Source organism: Streptomyces sp. GQFP (assembly GCF_021545335.1).
Lineage (GTDB): Bacteria > Actinomycetota > Actinomycetes > Streptomycetales > Streptomycetaceae > Streptomyces.
In genome coordinates this window covers 5,045,141-5,064,423 of the sequence record NZ_CP089312.1, presented here as the reverse complement: position 1 = coordinate 5,064,423, position 19,283 = coordinate 5,045,141, and the positions used below count along the sequence as shown (strand labels likewise).

Below are 19,283 nucleotides of genomic sequence, written 5' to 3'. Positions count from 1 at the left end.
CATGGCGGCAGAGACAGAGACATCGCAGACGGCGAAGACCGTGACGGCCAAGAGCATGGCCCTCGCCAAGGCGATCAACGAATCGCTGCGCAAGGCACTGGAGTCCGACCCCAAGGTCCTGATCATGGGTGAGGACGTCGGCAAGCTCGGCGGGGTCTTCCGGGTCACCGACGGTCTGCAGAAGGACTTCGGCGAGGAGCGGGTCATCGACACCCCGCTCGCCGAGTCGGGCATCGTCGGCACGGCCATCGGCCTCGCCCTGCGCGGCTACCGGCCGGTCGTGGAGATCCAGTTCGACGGCTTCGTCTTCCCGGCGTACGACCAGATCGTCACCCAGCTCGCGAAGATGCACGCGCGCGCGTTGGGCAAGATCAAGCTCCCCGTCGTCATCCGCATCCCGTACGGCGGCGGCATCGGCGCGGTCGAGCACCACTCGGAGTCCCCGGAGGCGCTCTTCGCGCATGTGGCGGGCCTCAAGGTGGTGTCCCCGTCCAACGCGTCGGACGCCTACTGGATGATGCAGCAGGCCATCCAGAGCGACGACCCGGTGATCTTCTTCGAGCCGAAGCGGCGCTACTGGGACAAGGCCGAGGTCAATGTCGAGGCCATCCCGGGCCCGTTGCACAAGGCCCAGGTGGTCCGCGAGGGCACCGACCTCACTCTCGCCGCCTACGGCCCGATGGTGAAGCTGTGCCTGGAGGTCGCGGGCGTGGCGGCCGAGGAGGGCCGGTCCCTGGAGGTCCTCGACCTGCGGTCGGTCTCCCCGCTCGACTTCGACTCCGTCCAGGCCTCCGTCGAGAAGACCCGCCGTCTGGTCGTGGTGCACGAGGCACCGGTGTTCTTCGGCTCGGGCGCGGAGATCGCCGCCCGGATCACGGAACGCTGCTTCTACCACCTGGAGGCACCGGTGCTCAGGGTCGGCGGCTATCACGCCCCGTATCCGCCGGCGCGCCTGGAGGAGGAGTATCTACCGAGCCTGGACCGGGTGCTCGACGCCGTCGACCGCTCGCTGGCGTACTGAGGAGAGGGACGTGACGACGATGACTGACGCGTCCGTTCGCGAGTTCAAGATGCCCGACGTGGGCGAGGGACTCACCGAGGCCGAGATCCTCAAGTGGTACGTCCAGCCGGGCGACACGGTGACCGACGGCCAGGTGGTGTGCGAGGTCGAGACCGCCAAGGCGGCCGTCGAACTGCCCATCCCGTACGACGGGGTCGTCCGCGCACTCCACTTCCCCGAGGGCACGACGGTCGACGTGGGTACGTCGATCATCGCGGTGGATGTCGGGGGTGGTGGTGGCGGGGCCGCGGCGGAGACCGAGACTCCGGTTGTCGCCGAGGAGACCGAAACTCCGGTTGTCGCCGAAGCACCCGAGGAGGCGAAGCCCCCGGCCCGGCAGCCGGTGCTCGTCGGCTACGGCGTGGCTGTGTCCTCGACCAAGCGCCGCCCCCGCAAGGGCGCCGAGGTCCCGGCCCAGGAGGTCGCTGCGGCGGTCCAGCAGGAGCTGAACGGCCACAGCACCGTCAACGGCCTGGCCGGCCCGGCCGCAGGAGCCGTCCGTCCGCTGGCGAAGCCGCCGGTGCGCAAGCTCGCCAAGGATCTCGGGGTCGACCTGACGACGGTGACCCCGTCGGGCCCCGACGGCATCATCACGCGCGAGGACGTCCACGCGGCGGTGGCCCCGCCGGCCCCCGAGCCGGTGCGCACCACGCCCGCCGCCCCCGTGGCCCCGGCGCCGGTGGCCACGTACGACGGCACGCGGGAGACGCGCGTCCCGGTCAGGGGCGTACGGAAGGCGACGGCGGCGGCGATGGTCGGCTCGGCGTTCACCGCGCCGCATGTCACGGAGTTCGTGACGGTGGACGTGACGCGCACGCTGAAGCTGGTCGAGGAACTGAAGCAGGACAAGGAGATGCAGGGGGTGCGGGTGAATCCGCTGCTCCTCATCGCCAAGGCCCTGCTGGTCGCGATCAGGCGCAATCCGGACGTCAACGCGTCCTGGGACGAGGCGAACCAGGAGATCGTGCTCAAGCACTACGTCAACCTGGGCATCGCGGCGGCCACCCCGCGCGGTCTGATCGTCCCGAACATCAAGGACGCCCACGAGAAGACGCTCCCGCAACTGGCGGCGGCGCTCGCCGAGTTGGTGTCCACGGCACGGGACGGCAAGACCTCTCCCGGGGCGATGCAGAGCGGCACGGTGACGATCACCAACGTCGGCGTCTTCGGCGTCGACACGGGCACGCCGATCCTTCCGCCCGGCGAGTCCGCGATCCTCGCGGTCGGCGCGATCAGGCTCCAGCCGTGGGTTCACAAGGGCAAGGTCAAGCCCCGTCAGGTGACGACTCTGGCCCTCTCCTTCGACCACCGCCTGGTGGACGGGGAGTTGGGGTCCAAGGTGCTGGCGGACGTGGCGGCGATCCTGGAACAGCCGAAGAAGCTCATCACCTGGGCATGAGAAAGGGGGGCGGCCACTTCGCGTGGCCGCCCCCCGTTCCGTCGAACGTCGGCGTCAGCTGATCTTCGCGTAGCCGTAGTTGATGAGCTTCTTGACGTCCGCCGTGCGGTTGGCCGCGTTGGCGGCGGTCATGACGGCGCCCATGACCGACTCGCCGTTCTTCGTGGCGGCGAAGACGAGGCAGTACTTGGAGTCGGTGCCCGAGCCGGTCTTGATGCCGAGCGTGCCGTTCCAGCCGAGCAGGGTGTTGGTGTTCGTCCAGGTCGTGTTGCGGGAGCCGCCGGTCTTCGTGACCGTCTTCGCCGTGTACGACTTGGTCTTCACGACGGCCTTGAAGGCGCCGCTCTTCATCGCGCTGCGGGCGAGCAGCGTGAGGTCCTTCGGTGTCGAGTAGTTGGAGCCGTTGCTTATCCCGTCGAACGAATCGAAGTGCGTGTTCGTCATGCCGAGGCTTCTGGCCGTCGTGTTCATCTTCGCGATGAAGTTCTTGGTGCGTGCGGCCACTGTCGTGCCGCTGCCGAACTTGTCGGCGAGGGCCATCGCGGCGTCGCAGCCGGACGGCAGCATCATCCCGTACAGCAGCTGACGGACCGTGACCTTGTCGCCGACGATCAGCCTGGCCGACGAGGCGCCCTTGGAGACGATGTAGTCGCTGTACGCCTTCTTGATCGTGACCTTGGTGTCAAGGTTCACGTTCGCCTGCGAGAGCACGACCTTCGCGGTCATGATCTTCGTGGTGGAAGCGGTGAGTCGCCTCGTGTTGGGGTTCTTGCTGAACAGGGTCGAGCCATTGGCGCTGTTCATCAGGAATCCGCCTGGGGCGGTGATGGTGGGTGTGGCGACAGCGGCTTGCGCGGGCGCCGCGGTGAGCGCTCCGGTCGCGAGCACGGCGCCGGTGGTGACCACGACGGCTGCGGCTCTGCGGAAACGGATGCCCTGGATGCCGGTTATCAACTTCAATACCCCGATTACGTCTGAATCGTCCGAATGCCCCTGGAGAGCGGCCGAGTTGGCCGTGTCGTCGGCGGATTGCCGCTCTCGTGTGACTCGTAACTAGCACAGTTGGTTGTGCGCGTGCTGAGGCGGGTTCCCCGATTTTCCCTTTCCGAGGGACGCCGTACGGCTCTTCGTGGTTCCCGCGACCCTTCCGGAGACTGAACTGCTCTCCGTGCGGCGACGTCACGCCCCGACCGGCGATCGGCCCACGGGATCGGTCCATATGGCGGACGGCCGCCCTCATGCGTACGTGTTGTATCTATGCTGTCGGCATGAGCAGCCTGGCCGTGCAGCACGTGAAGCAACCTCCCGCCGCCGACCGCGTCTACGCCCACGTCAAAGAGGGTGTCCTGGACCGCCGTTACGAAGGCGGGACCCTGCTCACCGAAGGCGAGCTGGCCGAGGCCGTCGGGGTCTCGCGCACACCGGTGCGCGAGGCGCTGCTGCGCCTTGAGGCCGAGGGGCTGATCAAGCTCTACCCGAAGAAGGGCGCGCTCGTCCTGCCCGTCTCCGCGCAGGAGATCGCGGACGTCGTCGAGACCCGGCAGCTGGTCGAGGAGCACACGATCCGCAAGGCGGTGCCCGCCTCGCCCCGGCTGATCGCCCGCCTCACCGAACTCCTCGAACGGCAGCGCGAACAGGCCGCCGCAGGCGACCTCGCGGGCGCGGCCGTGACCGACCGCTGCTTCCACGCCGAGATCGTCCGCAGCGGGGGCAACGAGATCCTCTCCCGCCTCTACGACCAACTGCGCGACCGGCAGCTGAGGATGGGCGTCGCCGTCATGCACGCTCACCCCGACCGCATCACCAAGACGCTCGTCGAGCACCAGGAGATCCTCGACGCGCTGCGCTCGGGCGACCCGGAGGCGGCGGTCGCGATCGTGCACCGGCACGTCAGCTGGTTCTCCAACCTGGCGCGGGGCGAGGTCCGATGAGCGACGGGGGTGCAGTGAAGAGCAGTTCCGGTTCCGGTTCGCTGCCTGGCGATCCGCCCGGGGGGCGCCGGGCCGTCCTCGTCTGGTCGGTCGGCGTCTCCGTGTACTTCGTCGCCGTCATCTTCCGTACGTCCCTGGGGGTGGCCGGGCTCGACGCCGCCGACCGCTTCCACGTGGGCGCGTCCGCCCTGTCGACCTTCTCGATCCTCCAGCTGCTCGTCTACGCGGGCATGCAGATACCCGTCGGCCTGCTCGTCGACCGGCTCGGCACCAAGAAGGTGCTGACCATCGGGGTGATTCTGTTTACGGCGGGTCAGCTCGGGTTCGCCTTCTCGCCCTCGTACGGCACTGCTCTCGCCTCCCGGGCGCTGCTCGGGTGCGGTGACGCGATGACGTTCATCAGCGTGCTGCGGCTGGGGTCCCGGTGGTTCCCGGCGCGGCGCGGGCCGCTCGTCGCCCAGTTGGCGGGGCTGGCCGGGATGGCGGGCAACCTCGTCTCGACGCTCGTCCTGGCCCGGCTGCTGCACGGCGTCGGGTGGACGGCGGCCTTCGCGGGCAGCGCGCTCGCGGGTGTGGTGGTGCTGGTGCTGATGCTCGTGTTCCTCAAGGACCACCCCGAGGGACACGAGCCGGAGCCGTTCCCGCATCAGGGGGCCGCGTACGTGCGCCGGCAGATCGCCGCCTCGTGGCGTGAACCCGGGACCCGGCTCGGCCTCTGGGTGCACTTCACCACCCAGTTCCCGGCGATGGTGTTCCTGCTGCTGTGGGGCCTGCCGTTCCTCGTCGAGGCACAGGGGCTCACGCGGGCGACGGCCGGCGAACTGCTCACGCTGGTCGTGCTGTCGAACATGGTGATCGGCCTGGTGTACGGCCAGATCGTCGCCCGGCACCACACGGCGCGGCTGCCGCTGGCGCTGGGCACGGTGGGCCTGACGGCGGTGACGTGGGCGGTGACGCTCGCCTACCCAGCGGTGTCCGGCGCCGAGCGCGTTCCGATGTGGCTGCTGGTGGTGCTGTGCACAGTGCTCGGGGCTTGTGGGCCCGCGTCCATGCTCGGGTTCGACTTCGCGCGGCCCGCGAATCCGCCCGAGCGTCAGGGAACGGCGTCCGGGATCACCAACATGGGCGGGTTCGTCGCCTCGATGACGACGCTGTTCGCGGTCGGTGTGCTGCTTGACGCGACCGGGGACGACTACACCGTCGCGTTCTCGTTCGTGTTCCTGTTGCAGGGGGTTGGCGTCAGCCAGATTCTGCGGTTGCGGAAGCGGGCCGCTCTGCGGGAGTCGGAGCGGTTGGTTGCGAGCAGGGTTTCTGCAGTGCACGTTCCTGTGTGAACGCCGGTTCGTAGGTGGGGGCGGTGTTTGTGTGGGCGTCTCTGGGGGCTGCCGCCCCCAGGCCCCCGCTTCGGCCCTCGCCCTGCTGCTACGGCGTCACCGCGAAGTGGCGCAGGATCGCTGCCGTCAGGCCAGGGTCGCCCTCTGCCTTGATGCGGTCGGACACCGACTCCGGGGTCACCCGGCCGCAGGCCAGGCGGAAGAAGGTCTCCCAGTCGAGGGCGAAGGTGGCGGCGGGGCCGAGGGCCGGGGACGTCTCCAAGGTGCCGCGGCCGTTGATGTCGACGCGGATCGTGCGCAGGAACTCGATGGGACCGTGCACGTCGAAGACGATCGCCGAACTGCGCGGCGCCCCCGCGTCCCTGGCGACGACCTTGGGCAGTGCGCTGAGCAGCATGTCCCGTGCGATGTGCGCACCGGGGGAGTCGATGTTGCCGGGCACACCGAGGGCGGTCCGCAGATCCTGCTCGTGCACCCACACGTCGAACGCCCGGGTGCGCATGGCGACTTCGAGGGCGGTCTCGCGGCCGTAGAGGCCGCGGATCTTCGCCCCCGGTTCCCGTGACTCGTTACGCAGCTGGCGGTTGCGGCGGATGATCGTGTACTCCAGCTCCGACGTCATCTCGGGCGCCGTGTGGTGCCGACGTACGTCGACCTGCATCTCCATGTAGCGCTGCTGCTCGTTGGTGACGTGGTACAGGTCGCGCGGGAGCGTGTGGATGGGGCGCGGATCGCCCAGCATCTCGCACTCCAGGCCGATGACATGCGAGACGATGTCACGGACCGACCAGCCCGGGCATGGGGTCCGGCGGTTCCACTCGCCTTCCACGAGCGGCGTCACCAGCTCGGATATCGCTTCGATGGAGTGGGTCCAGGCGTCGGCGTAGGGCTGGAGAGTGGGATGCAGACTCACGGAACGGGACCCCTCGGGCGGTCGGTGCGCGGGCAGTGGGTGTCTTGGAACGCTAAGTTACGCTGCTGTGAGGCACCCCGGCAGTGCTTTCGTGTGACGATCGTAGGCCCGTGTGAACGGCTCGAATGTCAGGACGGTGGTAGTGTGCGCGCCTCGCTCATCCAGATCGGTGTAGAAGAGGGCGAATCGGTCGAATCGCGTCGGCGGCGTATGGCGTCGCTGGTACGGGACGAGGCCGGTGCGGATCTCGTCGTACTGCCCGAGCTGTGGACGACGGGGGCTTTCGCGTACGAGCTGTTCGCGAGCGAGGCCGAGCCGTTGGACGGGCCGACGTATGAGGCCATGGCCAAGGCCGCGAGTGACGCGGGCGTGTGGCTGCACGCCGGCTCGATCCCGGAGCGGGACCCTGAGGGGCCGCTCTACAACACCTCCCTTGTCTTTTCGCCGGATGGCGGGCTGGCTGCCGTCTATCGCAAGATCCATCGGTTCGGTTTCGACAAGGGTGAGGCCGTGCTGATGGGGGCGGGCGCGGAGCTGGTGACCGTCCGGCTGCCTGAGACAACGGTTGGTGTCGCCACCTGTTACGACCTCCGATTTCCTGAGTTGTTCCGTGGGCTTGTCGATGCGGGGGCCGAGACGATCGTGATCTCGGCGGGGTGGCCGGAGCGGAGGCGTTCGCACTGGACGTTGCTGGCTCAGGCTCGGGCGGTCGAGAACCAGGCGTTTGTTCTTGCTTGTGGAACGGCTGGGGAGCATGCGGGGGTTCCGCAGGCGGGTCACTCGATCGTGGTTGATCCGTGGGGTGAGGTGTTGGGGGAGGCGGGGGCCGGCGAGGAGGTTCTGCGGGTCGAGTTCGAGCCCGCGAAGGTGGGGGAGACTCGGGAGGTGTTTCCGGCGCTGAAGGATCGGGTGCTGGGGCTTGCCGTGCCGGCTCGCCCCTGAGTTTCCTCGCCCCCGCCGCCCCTACCCGTCCCATCCCTGAGGGCGCTGCCCCCAGACCCCCCTGTCGCGCTGACGCGCTCGTCCTCAAACGCCGGACGGGCTGAAAGGGTCAGTCTTCTCCCCGTTCCTTCTCCGCCAGGTGGATCACGCAGACCGCCACCGCGATCAGGAGTGCCGGGTCCGCGTCGTCCCGTACTACGTCCACTCCGTAGGTCTCGCGGATGTGTAGCCAGCGGCGGGAGATCTGGGCGAGGAGTTCGCCGTCATAGTCGACTGCGAACTCGCGGTCCAGGATCTTGCCGCTGACGTCCAGTTCTGCGCCGTCCGCGAGGGACACCCGGTAGTGGTTGCGGAGCAGGGACAGGCGTTTGCGTTTGATGGTGGCCAGGCGGTCGCCGTCCCGTTCGATCACCATCGTGTCCCGCAGGGCGAACATCTTCTGGTGGATGTCGATCAGCACCCTGCCCTGCGTGTCCTTCAGCTCGAAGGTGTCCCGCAGGCGCATCGCCTTGCCGTCGACCAGAAAGACCTTGTTGCCGTGCTGGTCCTCGATCCAGTAGTCGTCGCCGATGCCGAGCAGCCGGTCGCGTACGAGGAATCTCATGTACTCACCGGTTCCCCGTCACCGCGTCCGAAACGCCGTCGGTACGCCGTTGGACTGAGCCCGGTCTCACGGCGGAGCCGGGCGCGCAGGTTCGCCGCCGTGCCCAGGCCGCTGCGTGCCGCCACGACGTCGAGGCGTTCCTCGCCGCGTTCGATCAGGCGGCGGGCGAGGGTGACCCGCTCTCCTGTCAGCCAGGTCAGGGGTGTTGTGCCGAGTTGGGTGCGGAAGCGGCGGTGGAGGGTGGCCGGTGAGACCGACGCCCTGGACGCCAGGCCGGCCACTGTCAGGGGGTCGGCCAGGCGTTCCTGGGCCCAGGCCAGCAGGGGGCCGAGGGATTCGTCCGGTGTCGACGGCACCGGACGCTCCACGAACTGGCGCTGCCCGCCGTCCCGGTGGGCGGCGAACACCAGGCGTCGGGAGACCGCGTTGGCGATCTCGGCGCCATGGTCCGTACGCCAGATGTGCAGCCCGAGGTCCAGTGCGGCGGCGCTGCCGGCTGCGGTCAGGATGTCGCCGTCGTCCGTGAACAGGACGTCCGGTTCCAGCAGGACCCCTGGGTGCAGTTGCTTGAACGTGTCCGCCCATAGCCAGTGGGTCGTTGCCCGGCGGCCGTCCAGCAGGCCCGCCTCCGCGAGCGCGAAACTTCCCGTGCAGAGGCTCATGACGCGTGCCCCGCGCGCGTGGGTGCGTCGTACGGCGTCGAGTACGGCCTCACCACGCGGGACGACGTTGTCCGGGCGGCCCGGTACGACGAGGGTGTCGGCCTCGTCCGCCGCCTCCAGGCCCGTCACCCCGGTGAGGGTGAAGAAGCCGTGGTTGAGGCGTACTTCGGGGGTCGGTGCGCACACCGTGACCTCGTACAGCGGGCCCGGCAGCCCGAGTTCGGGGCGCGGCAGTCCGAACAGTTCGGTCGCTACACCTACCTCGAACGGGTTCGTGCCCTCGTCGACGATCACGGCGACGCGGTGCGGGCGGCGGCGCCCTCCGCCGGGTTGAGAGGATCGTTGCGGCATGTGCGATTTCTAGCACTCGTGGGCAGGGGCGGTCACGTCCCACGATGGGGTCATGACATCCAAGCCCGTTTCCCTCCCCATCTCCATTGCCGACGCCCTTGCCTCCTTCAGCGCCCTGTGGAGCCCTCGCATCCTCACCACCGTCAACGACTACGACGTACGCGTCGCCAAGGTCGAGGGCGAGCATGTCTGGCATGTGCACGAGGGGACCGACGAGTTCTTCCTCGTCCTGGACGGGGAACTGCACATCGCCCTCCGGGAGTCGGCCGGCGAGCGTACGGTCGTCCTCCCGAAGGGCTCGGCCTTCACGGTCCCGCGCGGCACGGAGCACAAGCCGTACGCCCCGGTCCGTACCGAGATCCTCGTCCTCGAACCGTCCGGCACCCTGACCGTCGGCGACCACCACGACGACGTACCCGATCATGTGGACGTCACGACGGGGCACGCCCTGTCGTCGTAGGGCCGGACGGCGACGGTTCAGTGGTGGCGGTCCTCGTCGATCACCGTCGTCGAGTTCGGCAGCAGGACCCGCCTGCGCCGGGCGATGCTGCGGAACGCCAGGGCGCCGATCGCTCCGACGATCATCAGGATGACTCCGACCAGGTCGAGGTTGACCCCTTCCATCTCCCAGTCGGTCGCGAAGGTGAGGATGGCTCCCACGGCGATGAGGATGATGCATCCGCCGAGGCTCATGAGTGTTGCCTCCCTGTCCGGTCCGGTTGTTCCGGTCGGTTCCGGGTGCCCGGACCCGGGACAGGTATGCGCGGCCGGGCGGCGCCCCTTCGCTGACTACCCTTCCAGGAACGCCACCAGTGAGTTCGCCAGCAGGTGCGGGTCGTCCGCGCCGCACAACTCCCGTGCGCTGTGCATCGACAGGATCGCCACCCCGATGTCGACCGTCTTGATGCCGTGCCGTGCCGCGGTGATCGGGCCGATCGTCGTGCCGCAGGGCATGGAGTTGTTGGAGACGAAGTTCTGGAACGGGACGCCGGCCTTGTCGCAGGCCGCGACCCAGACCGCGCGGCCCGAACCGTCCGTGGCGTAGCGGTTGTTGACGTTGACCTTGAGGATGGGGCCGCCGTTGACGCGCGGGTGGTGCGTCGGGTCGTGCCGCTCCGCGTAGTTGGGGTGGACGGCGTGGCCCGTGTCGGAGGAGAGGCAGACGGTGCCGGCGAACGCCCGCGCCCGGTCCTCGTACGACCCGCCCCGCGCGAACACCGAACGCTCCAGCACGCTGCCGAGCAGCGGGCCGTCCGCGCCCGTGTCGCTCTGCGAACCGTTCTCCTCGTGGTCGAAGGCCGCGAGCACCGGGATGCACGGCACCTCGTGCGGGCTCGTCGCCACGGACGCCAGCGCGGCCGTGGCGGCGTGCACGGACAGGAGGTTGTCCATGCGCGGGCCCGCGACCAGTTCCCGGTCGCGGCCCAGGTACGCGGGCGGTTCCACGGAGTGGACCATCAGGTCCCAGCCGGTGACCTCGCCCGGCGCGAGCCCGGACTCCTCTTCGAGGAAGGCGATCAGGTCGCCCTCGCGGACGTCGTCCGACATGCCCCAAATCGGTTGCAGGTGGCGCTGCTTGTCGAGCTTCAGGCCGTCCGTGTTCACGGCGCGGTCGAGGTGGATGGCGAGCTGGGGGACTCGCAGGAGGGGGCGGTCGATGTTGACCAGGCGCGTGCTGCCGTCCCGGAGGGAGAGGCGGCCGGCCAGGCCGAGGTCGCGGTCGAGCCAGGAGTTGAGCAGCGGTCCGCCGTAGATCTCCACGGCGACCTGGCGCCAGCCGTGTCCCCCGAGGTCGGGCACCGGCTTGACCCGCAGGTTCGGGGAGTCGGTGTGGGCGCCGACGATCCGGAAGGGGGTGTGCGGCGCGGCGCCCTCGGGGACGTACCAGGCCACGATCGCGCCGCCGCGCACCACGTACTTGCCGCCGCTGCCCGTGGCGGAGGCCGCCGATGTCTCCGCGTCCCAGGCGTCCGTCTCCGCGACCTGGCGGAAGCCGGCCTTCTCCAGCCGCTCGGCGGTGTTCGCCACGGCGTGGTACGGCGAGGGACTCGCCGCCAGGAAGGACATCAAGTCGTCGGTGTGGCCGCGGTCGAAGCGGTGGGGTGCGCTCATGGGGTTCACCTTAACGACGTAATAGGGCCCGCTCCCTGGGATGGTGAGCGGGCTCTCGTAACGGGGATGTGAAGGCCGGACAACTGATGGACATTCGGTTTTCGGACACCAGGTGGACCGTGGGGTTGTGTCCCGGTTCAGCAGTACGGCGGCCCGCCCCGGGAGTGAACCCGGGTGCGGGCCGCCGTACTTGGCCTGTTGTACGTCCGTACGAGAAGGGTGGGTCTAGAAGGCCGCCTCGTCCAGTTCCATCACGTCGAGGTCGACGCCGGCCGCGAGCCTGCGGGCTCCGGTGACGCCCGGGAGGACGTTGGCCGCGAAGAACTTCGCAGCCGCGATCTTGCCGGTGTAGAAGGGGACGTCCTTCGCGGACGCCGTCTGGAGCTTCTCGGCGGCCACGGCGGCGCCCTTGAGGAGCAGGTAGCCGACGACGACGTCGCCCGAGGCCATCAGCAGGCGGGTGGTGTTGAGGCCCACCTTGTAGATGTTCTTGACGTCCTGCTCGGTCGCCGCGAGGTCCGTCAGCATCAGGCCGACGATCGCCTCCAGCTCGACGGCAGCCTTGGCGAGCTGCTCGCGCGCCGCCGCCAGCTCCTCGCCGCCCGTGCCCGGCGCGAGGAACTTCTTGATGTCCTCGGCGAGGGAGTTGAGGGCCGCGCCCTGGTTGCGGACGATCTTCCGGAAGAAGAAGTCCTGGCCCTGGATCGCGGTCGTGCCCTCGTACAGGGTGTCGATCTTGGCGTCGCGGATGTACTGCTCGATCGGGTACTCCTGGAGGAACCCGGAGCCGCCGAAGGTCTGCAGCGACTGGGCGAGCTGCTCGTAGCCCTTCTCGGAGCCGTAGCCCTTCACGATCGGCAGGAGCAGGTCGTTCAGGGCCTCAAGGGCGGCGGTGTCCTCGCCGGCCGCCTCCTTGACCTGGATGTCGTCCTGGACGGAGGCCGTGTAGAGGACCAGCGCGCGCATGCCCTCGGCGTACGCCTTCTGCGTGATCAGCGAGCGGCGGACGTCCGGGTGGTGCGTGATGGTGACCTTGGGCGCCGTCTTGTCCATGAAGTTGGCGAGATCCGGACCCTGGACGCGCTCCTTGGCGTACTCCAGCGCGTTGAGGTAGCCGGTCGACAGCGTCGAGATGGCCTTCGTGCCGACCATCATGCGGGCGAACTCGATGATCCGGAACATCTGGCGGATGCCGTCGTGCTTGTCACCGATCAGCCAGCCCTTGGCCGGGTGCCGGTCGCCGAAGGTCATCTCGCAGGTGTTGGACGCCTTGAGGCCCATCTTGTGCTCGACGTTCGTCGCGTACACGCCGTTGCGCTCGCCCAGCTCGCCGGTCTCGAAGTCGAAGAGGAACTTCGGTACGAGGAAGAGGGACAGCCCCTTGGTGCCGGGGCCGTGGCCCTCGGGACGGGCCAGGACGTAGTGGAGGATGTTCTCCTCCATGTCGTGCTCACCGGAGGTGATGAACCGCTTCACACCCTCGATGTGCCAGGAGCCGTCCTCCTGCTGGACCGCCTTGGTGCGCCCGGCGCCCACGTCCGAGCCGGCGTCCGGCTCGGTGAGCACCATGGTGGAGCCCCAGGTCTTCTCGACCGCGATCTGGGCGATCTTCTTCTGTACGTCGTTGCCCTCCTCGTAGAGGATGCCGGCGAACGCCGGGCCGGAGGAGTACATCCACACGGCCGGGTTCGCGCCGAGCAGCAGCTCCGCGTACGCCCAGATCAGGGAGCGCGGGGAGGTCGTACCGCCGATCTCCTCGGGCAGGCCGAGGCGCCAGTACTCCGAGTCCATGAAGGCTTTGTAGCTCTTCTTGAAGGACGCCGGGACAGGCGCGGTGTTCGTCTCGGGGTCGAAGACCGGCGGGGTGCGGTCGCCGTCCGTGAAGGACTCGGCCAGCTCGTTCTCCGCGAGGCGCGTCAGCTCCTCCAGGATGCTCTTGGCGGTGTCCGTGTCCATCTCCGCGAACGGACCCGTCCCGTACAGCTTGTCGCGCCCGAGGACCTCGAAGAGGTTGAACTCGATGTCGCGGAGATTCGACTTGTAGTGCCCCATGGCGACTGCTCCGTAGAGAGATCGGCGAGGCACTGGCTCCTCGCGCCTAATTCACGTACTGACTAGTAGCTGCTCCTACGATGATGCTACCCGCCAGTAATAAGGCGCAACCCCGATGGGATATTTGTGACAGGTCACACCGGGACGGTGAGGGTGGCCGTGTAGCCCTTGTCCACGCTGCCTTCCATGGTCGCCAGCTGCTGGTCGTAGCCGTCGCTGAAGATGTTGTCGGTCTCCAGGGAGAGCTGGGCGAGGTTCTGCACGCTCCGGTCGTAGCCGTCCGTCGCGTACACCGTGTCGCAGATGTCCTTCGGGAACGCCAGCTGCGAGGTGTTCGTTATCGACGTGGCCGCGGTCGCGTCCTCCAGGTCGCCGTAGACCTCGAAGTGGATGTGCGGCCAGCGGCCCGTGTAGCAGGCCGGGAAGATGCTGGTGAAGGTGACCTGGCCCTTGTCGTCCGTCTCCTGGACGCCCCGCAGGTAGTTCTCCTCGGTGACGCCCTCGGAGTAGAGGGAGTAGTTGCCCTCGCGGTCGCAGTGCCAGAGATAGACGGCGGCGCCGACCTTGGGGGTGGAGCAGCCCGAGGCCGCGTCGACGACGGTGAGCGTGATGGTGAGCGGCACGCCCTCGGCCTTGCCGCCCGCCGAGTTCCCGAAGCTGGACGTGATGTCGCTGCGGACGACTCCGCTCTCCTTGAGCACGTTCACCCCGTTCGAACCGTCGCCCGGGTAGGGGCCGGCGGTCTCGTTCGGGATGGTCGCGCACTCGCCGGAGGAGGCGGTCGTCCCGCTGGAGCTGGAGCTGGACGAGGTGTCGGTGGCGGCCGAGGACGTCGAGTCGTCGTCGGCGGCGCAGCCCACCAGCGGGACCAGGCTCGCGCCGGCCAGCAGCCGGATCATCCGGCGGCGGGCGAGGACGGGGAGGTCGTAGGAGAGGCCTCTGTCGTGCTCGTGGTCGTCGTGGTCGTGGTGCCCGTGTCCGTGTCCGTGTGCCTGTCCGCTCATGGCCGTCTCCCTTTACCTGTACCCGGCCGGTGATTGCCCGGCCTTTGCCGCCGCCTGGTGGTTTCTTTGTCGAGGCCGACGGTATGAGCGCCCACTGTGGGAAACCAGGGTCGAACCTGTGGACTTCCCATGGGACGTACCGGGCGGGACGGGCAGAAGGGCGGGGCGGGCGGAACCAGGGGGCCGGGCCGCTCCGGTTCTCCCGCGCTCTCGGTACTCTTGCGCGCATGTACGGCTATGACCAGAACGCTGGTGCGCAGCAGCAGTACGCCCAGCCGCAGCAGCAGATGCCGGGCGGGTACGGCCAGCAGCCGCCGCTGTACCCCGAGCCGTCCCCGCCGTCCCTCGCGGACGCGGTGCGCGCTTTCACGACGGGCTCGATGTCGGCGGAGGACTTCCAGCAGGTCTTCGCCACGTCGAAGGTGTACTGCCCGCGCGGCGACAACCCCGGGTTTCTGGCGCTGCACAACACCCAGCAGCCGGTGATCCCCATGTTCACCTCCCTGAAGGAACTGCGCCGCTACGCCGGCAAGGAGTCCAAGTACTTCGTGATCACCGGCGCCGAGGTCATCGACCTGCTGCCGACCGGCTACGGCTTCGTCGTGGACATGGAGGGCGAGCACCGCATGGTGTTCGACGCGAAGGCGGTCGAGCAGATGGTGGAGTTCGCGATGCGCAGGATGTACGGCTGAGGGCAGTCCCCCTGTCTTCCCAGGTCCCGGAAATCCCCCTGCCCGTGCCGGAAAACCCCTCTGCTGTTGTCACAGGCATGCCATAAGGTTCCTCCTGGCAGCCGCGCCCCACATGCCACCGCTTTTGGCGGTCGTGTCTGGGTGCCGCGCGGCGCTCAGCTCCCGGTGATCCCGGGTTCCTTGTGGGGGGTTCATTCCTGTGCGTACGCGCAGCACTTCGGCCGCGACGGCACTCGCGGTCATCTTCAGCTCGGCGGCACTCAGCATCGTCGCGGCCGGTTCCGCCTCGGCGCAGACAGTCGTCGTCACCACGCCCGTCGGCCTGGTCGCGGACGGTCCTCTTCAGCGCGTCTTCGTCGCCGACCAGGACAACGGCCGGGTTCTGGCCACGGACTACAGCGGCACTCTCGTCGGCGTCAACGTCGGCTTCGACGGCGTACGCGATCTGGCGGTGTCCGACGACGGCGCCACCGTGTACGCGGTCCTGGCGGACAGCCACGAGATCGTGGCCCTCGACGCGGCCGCGCTCGGCCTCGGCGTCAAGGCCCGCTACGACATCGGCGTCGGCACCGACCCCCGGGACCTCGCCTTCGCGGGCGGCCGGCTCTGGTTCTCCTACAAGGTCACCGGGGAGGACGGCGTCACCCACGGCAACCTGGGTTCCGTGGACCCGACGGTCGACCCGGCGGGCGAGGTGTCCGCGGTGAGCCTTGGTCTGCTCCCGGAGGAGGTCGCCCCGTACTACAACTCGGCACTGCTCGACACGGACCTGTCGACCCCGGGCCTGCTGACCTACACCGACAGCGGCGCCTCGGAGGGCGCGCTGAACGTGCTTGACGTGTCCGGCGCCGCTCCCCGGGTGGTCGCCAAGAGCAGCGCGACGAGTTACGTCGGGGATGTCGACCTGATTCCCGGCGCCTCCGAGGTGCTGGTCAACGGCAACAGGCGGCTCTCCTACGCGAGCGGTGAACTGACCGAGGCCGGCGGCTACCCGGTGTCGTCCGGGTACGGCGATGTCTCCCCGAGCGGTCTGGTCGCCCACGTCTACGGCGGCGAGGTGTCGGTCTTCAGGCCGGGGTCCGACCAGCTGATCCGCAGCGTCGACGCCGACGCCTACGGCGCGGGACGGGTGATCTGGGCGCCCGACGCCCCGCGGCTCTTCGCCATGACGAGCAACGTGTCGGGCACCCGCTACACGCTCAAGGCGTTCACCGACGCCACTCTGAGCGCTCCGAACCTCACCGTCAGCGCCCCCGGCACGGCCCCCCGGGCCAAGAAGCTCACCGTCACCGGCAGGATCACGGCGACGCTGCCGTTCCCGGCGGGCACCAAGCTGGCGGTCACCCGCAAGGACACGGAGAGCCCGAACGGCAAGGCGCTCCCGGCTGTCACGGTGAAGGCGGACGGTACGTACTCCTTCACGGACACCCCGCAGACCGGCGGCGGGACCACCTACAAGGTCACGTACGCGGGCGACGCCGAGCACACGGCGGCCACCGCCTCCGACAGGGTCGAGGTCCCGTTCGCGAGGACCGCCCTGACCCTGAACAACAACGGCAAGCTCTACAACTACGGCGCGGACGTCAAGTTCACCGCCCACCTGGGCCTGACGTACAAGAACCGTACGGTCGAGATCTGGTCGGACCCGCACGGCACCGACAAGCCGAAGAAGCTGATCAAGAGCGGCAAGGTCAACTCCGCCGGGAACCTCACGGTGACCGTCGACATGACCCGCGACACGAACGTCAGCGCGGTCTTCAAGGGCGACACCCGCTTCGAGCCGAAGACGGTCCAGGTCACGGCCAGGGCCCGGGTGAAGATCTCCACGGCCGTCTCGCGGCACTACAGGACCGCCAAGATCGGCTCGGTCTCGTACCACTGGTTCCACAAGAACACGGACCCGCTGCTGACGACCTCGATGCCCTACTACAAGGGCCGCAAGCAGCGCCTCGACCTCCAGGTCTTCTACCAGGGCTCGTGGTACACCACGGCGTCCGAGTACTTCGCGGTCGCCACGAACGGCAAGTCCGCGGTGCGGCTCGGGGCGCCTGGTGAGTCGGGTATCCGGGCCCGGATTCGGTCGGTGTACGTCGACGGCGGGTCCGGGGACAACGTGAACTCGACGACGTTCGGATCCTGGAAGTACCTGTACTTCAGCAACTAGCCGATCAGTGGATCAGCCGCCCTCGGTCGGCTGGGGAGGCCCGGAGGGAATGCCCTCCGGGCCTCCTCTGTTAGGGGTAGCAGGAAGTTCAATAATCAACTAAACTGGCCGCACAAGGAGGTCCCGACATGCCTGCAGTGACCGTCGAGAACCCGCTGACCCTGCCCCGTGTGGCCGCTCCGGCCGACGCCGTGCCGCGTCCCGTGATCGGTGTGACGACCGCGCCGAGCGGTTTCGAGGGCGAGGGCTTCCCGGTGCGCCGGGCGTTCGCCGGGATCAACTACCGTCATCTCGACCCGTTCATCATGATGGACCAGATGGGCGAGGTGGAGTACCAGCCCGGGGAGCCGAAAGGGACCCCTTGGCACCCCCACCGCGGCTTCGAGACCGTCACGTACATCATCGACGGGATCTTCGACCACCAGGACAGCCAGGGTGGCGGCGGCACCATCACCAACGGGGACACCCAGTGGATGACGGCCGGCTCGGGTCTGCTCCACATCGAGGCGCCGCCGGAGCACCTGGTCACGTCCGGCGGGTTGTTCCACGGCCTCCAGCTGTGGGTGAACCTCCCGGCCAAGGACAAGATGATGGCCCCGCGCTACCAGGACATCCGGGGCGGCAACGTCCAGCTGCTCACCTCGCCCGACGGCGGCGCGCTGCTCAGGGTGATCGCGGGCGAGCTGGACGGTCACGAGGGCCCCGGCATCACGCACACGCCGATCACGATGATCCACGCGACGCTGGCGCCCGGTGCCGAACTCACCCTGCCCTGGCGCGAGGACTTCAACGGCCTCGCCTACGTCCTCGCGGGCCGTGGAGCGGTCGGTGCCGAGCGTCGGCCGATCCACCTGGGCCAGACGGCCGTCTTCGGCGCCGGTTCCTCGCTGACCGTCCGCGCGGACGAGCAGCAGGATTCGAACACGCCGGACATGGAGGTCGTCATCCTCGGCGGCCAGCCGATCCGCGAGCCGATGGCGCACTACGGCCCGTTCGTGATGAACACGAGGGCGGAGCTTGAGCAGGCGTTCGAGGATTTCCAGAAGGGCCGGCTGGGAACGGTCCCGGCGGTGCATGGAATGTCCGAGGGTGGTCTGTAGACCCTCGAAAGTTGAGTACGGTACGACTGGGCCCGAAGCCGCAAGTTGGTGTTGCGACTTCGGGCCCGTTCTGTCAGGGCGCTGCTGCTACGGCAGCACGTAGAACGGAGTGTCGTCCGGAGTACGGCCCGCCTCGCGTACGCATCCCTGCTCGGACATGAGCTCCAGGCTGTGGCGGACGCGGTCCGGGGAGAGCCCGGTGTGCACGGAGATCTCCTCCACGCTGTAGTTGGCGCCGCCGTGCAGCAGGGCCGGGGCCAGGTGGGCGGCGACCTTGTGGACGTCCTCGGTGACGACGAGGTTCCTGGACTTCCAGTTGGACAGGAGCTGTTGGGGTGTCAGCTCCGGGGCCTGGACGGGGCGGCTGAGGTTGCCGGTGCGGCGAAGGGTCTGGGTGATGTCCCTCAGCATGTCGACGATCACGTTCTGCTTGGTGTCGATCTGACGCAGGGTTTCGTCCTGGCGGTCGACGCGTTCTTCGAACCGGACGAGGGCGTCGGCGAGTTGCTGGGGGACGGCGTAGGCGGTGACGGTGGTCGGGGTGGGTTGCAGGGCGGCGGGTTCGAGGGAGTAGGAGCCGTGTCGATGGACCGCGACGATGACTTCGGTGACCCAGGCTTTGAAGGGCTGTGCCGACGGTTTGGTACAGCCGTTGACCAACCGGATCAGACCCTGGAGGTCCACGAGATTCATGTCTCGGCGCCACTCCCGACCTGCGGGAATGCTGAGACCGTGCCCTCCAGTTACGGTCTCGAGAGTCTCTCGGTGCTCTGTGGGGACATGGTCCGCCAGAGTCTTCCTGGGGTTCCTGTACCCCAGCTTGTTGAGTACGTCCGCTGCCGGGAACCAGTGCGTCCCGTCCGGCAGCGTCAGCCTCCGTACCCGCGCCCCCGTGGCCGCGTACACGAAGTCGTTGATGTCGATCGCGTCTTTGCGCGTGTTGTTCTGCTCGTTCATCGAGCA

The 19,283-nt window shown here is 68.5% G+C and carries 18 protein-coding genes; 9 read left to right on the top strand and 9 right to left on the bottom strand.

Annotated features, from left to right (window positions below):
* The first annotated feature begins 1 nt into the window (after position 1).
* On the top strand, positions 2 to 1,021 hold the full coding sequence (locus LUX31_RS22390; RefSeq protein ID WP_235476763.1) for an alpha-ketoacid dehydrogenase subunit beta: 1,020 nt from the start codon (positions 2 to 4) through the stop codon (positions 1,019 to 1,021).
* 10 nt (positions 1,022 to 1,031) lie between these two features.
* Positions 1,032 to 2,459, top strand: coding sequence for a dihydrolipoamide acetyltransferase family protein (locus LUX31_RS22385; protein ID WP_235476762.1), 1,428 nt, complete (start codon positions 1,032 to 1,034; stop codon positions 2,457 to 2,459).
* A gap of 54 nt (positions 2,460 to 2,513) precedes the next feature.
* Here the strand turns inward: LUX31_RS22385 and LUX31_RS22380 are convergent, their stop codons facing one another.
* A complete protein-coding gene (locus LUX31_RS22380; RefSeq protein ID WP_235480014.1) occupies positions 2,514 to 3,413 on the bottom strand; it encodes a D-alanyl-D-alanine carboxypeptidase family protein in 900 nt (299 codons plus the stop codon).
* A gap of 314 nt (positions 3,414 to 3,727) precedes the next feature.
* On the opposite strand from LUX31_RS22380, the gene LUX31_RS22370 reads away from it, so the two are divergent.
* Both LUX31_RS22370 and LUX31_RS22365 read left to right on the top strand, forming a co-directional pair.
* Complete coding sequence (locus LUX31_RS22370) at positions 3,728 to 4,390, top strand: GntR family transcriptional regulator (RefSeq protein WP_268828180.1); 663 nt, start codon at positions 3,728 to 3,730, stop codon at positions 4,388 to 4,390.
* The gene (locus tag LUX31_RS22365) at positions 4,387 to 5,724 is read left to right on the top strand and encodes an MFS transporter (protein WP_235476760.1); all 1,338 of its coding nucleotides are present in this window, start codon (positions 4,387 to 4,389) and stop codon (positions 5,722 to 5,724) included. The genes LUX31_RS22370 and LUX31_RS22365 overlap by 4 nt, the downstream gene beginning before the upstream one ends.
* 88 nt (positions 5,725 to 5,812) lie before the next feature.
* Here the strand turns inward: LUX31_RS22365 and LUX31_RS22360 are convergent, their stop codons facing one another.
* A complete protein-coding gene (locus tag LUX31_RS22360; protein WP_235476759.1) occupies positions 5,813 to 6,637 on the bottom strand; it encodes a maleylpyruvate isomerase family mycothiol-dependent enzyme in 825 nt (274 codons plus the stop codon).
* Positions 6,638 to 6,781: 144 nt separating this feature from the next.
* Between LUX31_RS22360 and LUX31_RS22355 the strand changes: the two genes are divergently transcribed.
* Positions 6,782 to 7,579 carry a carbon-nitrogen family hydrolase gene (locus LUX31_RS22355; protein ID WP_235476758.1) on the top strand — a complete coding sequence of 266 codons (798 nt, stop codon included), beginning with the start codon at positions 6,782 to 6,784 and terminating at the stop codon, positions 7,577 to 7,579.
* Between the two features lie 109 nt (positions 7,580 to 7,688).
* Here the strand turns inward: LUX31_RS22355 and LUX31_RS22350 are convergent, their stop codons facing one another.
* Together LUX31_RS22350 and LUX31_RS22345 are read right to left on the bottom strand one after the other, a co-directional pair.
* Positions 7,689 to 8,183: an LURP-one-related/scramblase family protein gene (locus LUX31_RS22350; RefSeq protein WP_235476757.1), complete on the bottom strand. Its 495-nt coding sequence runs from the start codon at positions 8,181 to 8,183 to the stop codon at positions 7,689 to 7,691.
* The gene (locus LUX31_RS22345; RefSeq protein WP_235476756.1) at positions 8,180 to 9,196 is read right to left on the bottom strand and encodes a helix-turn-helix domain-containing protein; all 1,017 of its coding nucleotides are present in this window, start codon (positions 9,194 to 9,196) and stop codon (positions 8,180 to 8,182) included. The genes LUX31_RS22350 and LUX31_RS22345 overlap by 4 nt, the downstream gene beginning before the upstream one ends.
* 52 nt (positions 9,197 to 9,248) lie before the next feature.
* On the opposite strand from LUX31_RS22345, the gene LUX31_RS22340 reads away from it, so the two are divergent.
* Positions 9,249 to 9,656 (top strand): cupin domain-containing protein, encoded by a 408-nt coding sequence (locus LUX31_RS22340; RefSeq protein ID WP_235476755.1) that lies wholly within the window; start codon positions 9,249 to 9,251, stop codon positions 9,654 to 9,656.
* A 17-nt stretch (positions 9,657 to 9,673) separates the two neighbouring features.
* Here the strand turns inward: LUX31_RS22340 and LUX31_RS22335 are convergent, their stop codons facing one another.
* The 4 genes from LUX31_RS22335 to LUX31_RS22320 form a co-directional block, all read right to left on the bottom strand.
* On the bottom strand, positions 9,674 to 9,889 hold the full coding sequence (locus LUX31_RS22335; protein ID WP_235476754.1) for a DUF6458 family protein: 216 nt from the start codon (positions 9,887 to 9,889) through the stop codon (positions 9,674 to 9,676).
* Between the two features lie 96 nt (positions 9,890 to 9,985).
* A complete protein-coding gene (locus LUX31_RS22330; RefSeq protein ID WP_235476753.1) occupies positions 9,986 to 11,308 on the bottom strand; it encodes a M18 family aminopeptidase in 1,323 nt (440 codons plus the stop codon).
* 225 nt (positions 11,309 to 11,533) lie between these two features.
* On the bottom strand, positions 11,534 to 13,360 hold the full coding sequence (locus LUX31_RS22325; protein WP_235476752.1) for an acyl-CoA dehydrogenase: 1,827 nt from the start codon (positions 13,358 to 13,360) through the stop codon (positions 11,534 to 11,536).
* 134 nt (positions 13,361 to 13,494) lie between these two features.
* Positions 13,495 to 14,364 (bottom strand): intradiol ring-cleavage dioxygenase, encoded by an 870-nt coding sequence (locus tag LUX31_RS22320; protein ID WP_235476751.1) that lies wholly within the window; start codon positions 14,362 to 14,364, stop codon positions 13,495 to 13,497.
* A gap of 227 nt (positions 14,365 to 14,591) precedes the next feature.
* On the opposite strand from LUX31_RS22320, the gene LUX31_RS22315 reads away from it, so the two are divergent.
* From LUX31_RS22315 to LUX31_RS22305, 3 genes are all read left to right on the top strand, one after another.
* On the top strand, positions 14,592 to 15,056 hold the full coding sequence (locus LUX31_RS22315; protein ID WP_235476750.1) for an SseB family protein: 465 nt from the start codon (positions 14,592 to 14,594) through the stop codon (positions 15,054 to 15,056).
* Between the two features lie 199 nt (positions 15,057 to 15,255).
* Positions 15,256 to 17,220, top strand: coding sequence for an Ig-like domain repeat protein (locus LUX31_RS22310; protein ID WP_235476749.1), 1,965 nt, complete (start codon positions 15,256 to 15,258; stop codon positions 17,218 to 17,220).
* A gap of 128 nt (positions 17,221 to 17,348) precedes the next feature.
* The gene (locus tag LUX31_RS22305; protein WP_235476748.1) at positions 17,349 to 18,320 is read left to right on the top strand and encodes a pirin family protein; all 972 of its coding nucleotides are present in this window, start codon (positions 17,349 to 17,351) and stop codon (positions 18,318 to 18,320) included.
* Between the two features lie 87 nt (positions 18,321 to 18,407).
* Here LUX31_RS22305 and LUX31_RS22300 read toward each other — a convergent pair whose 3' ends face one another.
* Positions 18,408 to 19,277, bottom strand: coding sequence for a BRO-N domain-containing protein (locus LUX31_RS22300; RefSeq protein WP_235476747.1), 870 nt, complete (start codon positions 19,275 to 19,277; stop codon positions 18,408 to 18,410).
* Positions 19,278 to 19,283: the final 6 nt, after the last annotated feature.

What these genes read in the sequence shown, in the direction of transcription:
- LUX31_RS22300 (WP_235476747.1), bottom strand. Translation starts at nt 19,277, where the DNA reads ATGAACGAGCAGAACAACACGCGCAAAGACGCGATCGACATCAACGAC.
- LUX31_RS22340 (WP_235476755.1), top strand. Translation starts at nt 9,249, where the DNA reads ATGACATCCAAGCCCGTTTCCCTCCCCATCTCCATTGCCGACGCCCTT.
- LUX31_RS22350 (WP_235476757.1), bottom strand. Translation starts at nt 8,183, where the DNA reads ATGAGATTCCTCGTACGCGACCGGCTGCTCGGCATCGGCGACGACTAC.
- LUX31_RS22330 (WP_235476753.1), bottom strand. Translation starts at nt 11,308, where the DNA reads ATGAGCGCACCCCACCGCTTCGACCGCGGCCACACCGACGACTTGATG.
- LUX31_RS22335 (WP_235476754.1), bottom strand. Translation starts at nt 9,889, where the DNA reads ATGAGCCTCGGCGGATGCATCATCCTCATCGCCGTGGGAGCCATCCTC.
- LUX31_RS22365 (WP_235476760.1), top strand. Translation starts at nt 4,387, where the DNA reads ATGAGCGACGGGGGTGCAGTGAAGAGCAGTTCCGGTTCCGGTTCGCTG.
- LUX31_RS22315 (WP_235476750.1), top strand. Translation starts at nt 14,592, where the DNA reads ATGTACGGCTATGACCAGAACGCTGGTGCGCAGCAGCAGTACGCCCAG.
- LUX31_RS22390 (WP_235476763.1), top strand. Translation starts at nt 2, where the DNA reads ATGGCGGCAGAGACAGAGACATCGCAGACGGCGAAGACCGTGACGGCC.
- LUX31_RS22325 (WP_235476752.1), bottom strand. Translation starts at nt 13,360, where the DNA reads ATGGGGCACTACAAGTCGAATCTCCGCGACATCGAGTTCAACCTCTTC.
- LUX31_RS22320 (WP_235476751.1), bottom strand. Translation starts at nt 14,364, where the DNA reads ATGAGCGGACAGGCACACGGACACGGACACGGGCACCACGACCACGAC.
- LUX31_RS22305 (WP_235476748.1), top strand. Translation starts at nt 17,349, where the DNA reads ATGCCTGCAGTGACCGTCGAGAACCCGCTGACCCTGCCCCGTGTGGCC.
- LUX31_RS22370 (WP_268828180.1), top strand. Translation starts at nt 3,728, where the DNA reads ATGAGCAGCCTGGCCGTGCAGCACGTGAAGCAACCTCCCGCCGCCGAC.
- LUX31_RS22345 (WP_235476756.1), bottom strand. Translation starts at nt 9,196, where the DNA reads ATGCCGCAACGATCCTCTCAACCCGGCGGAGGGCGCCGCCGCCCGCAC.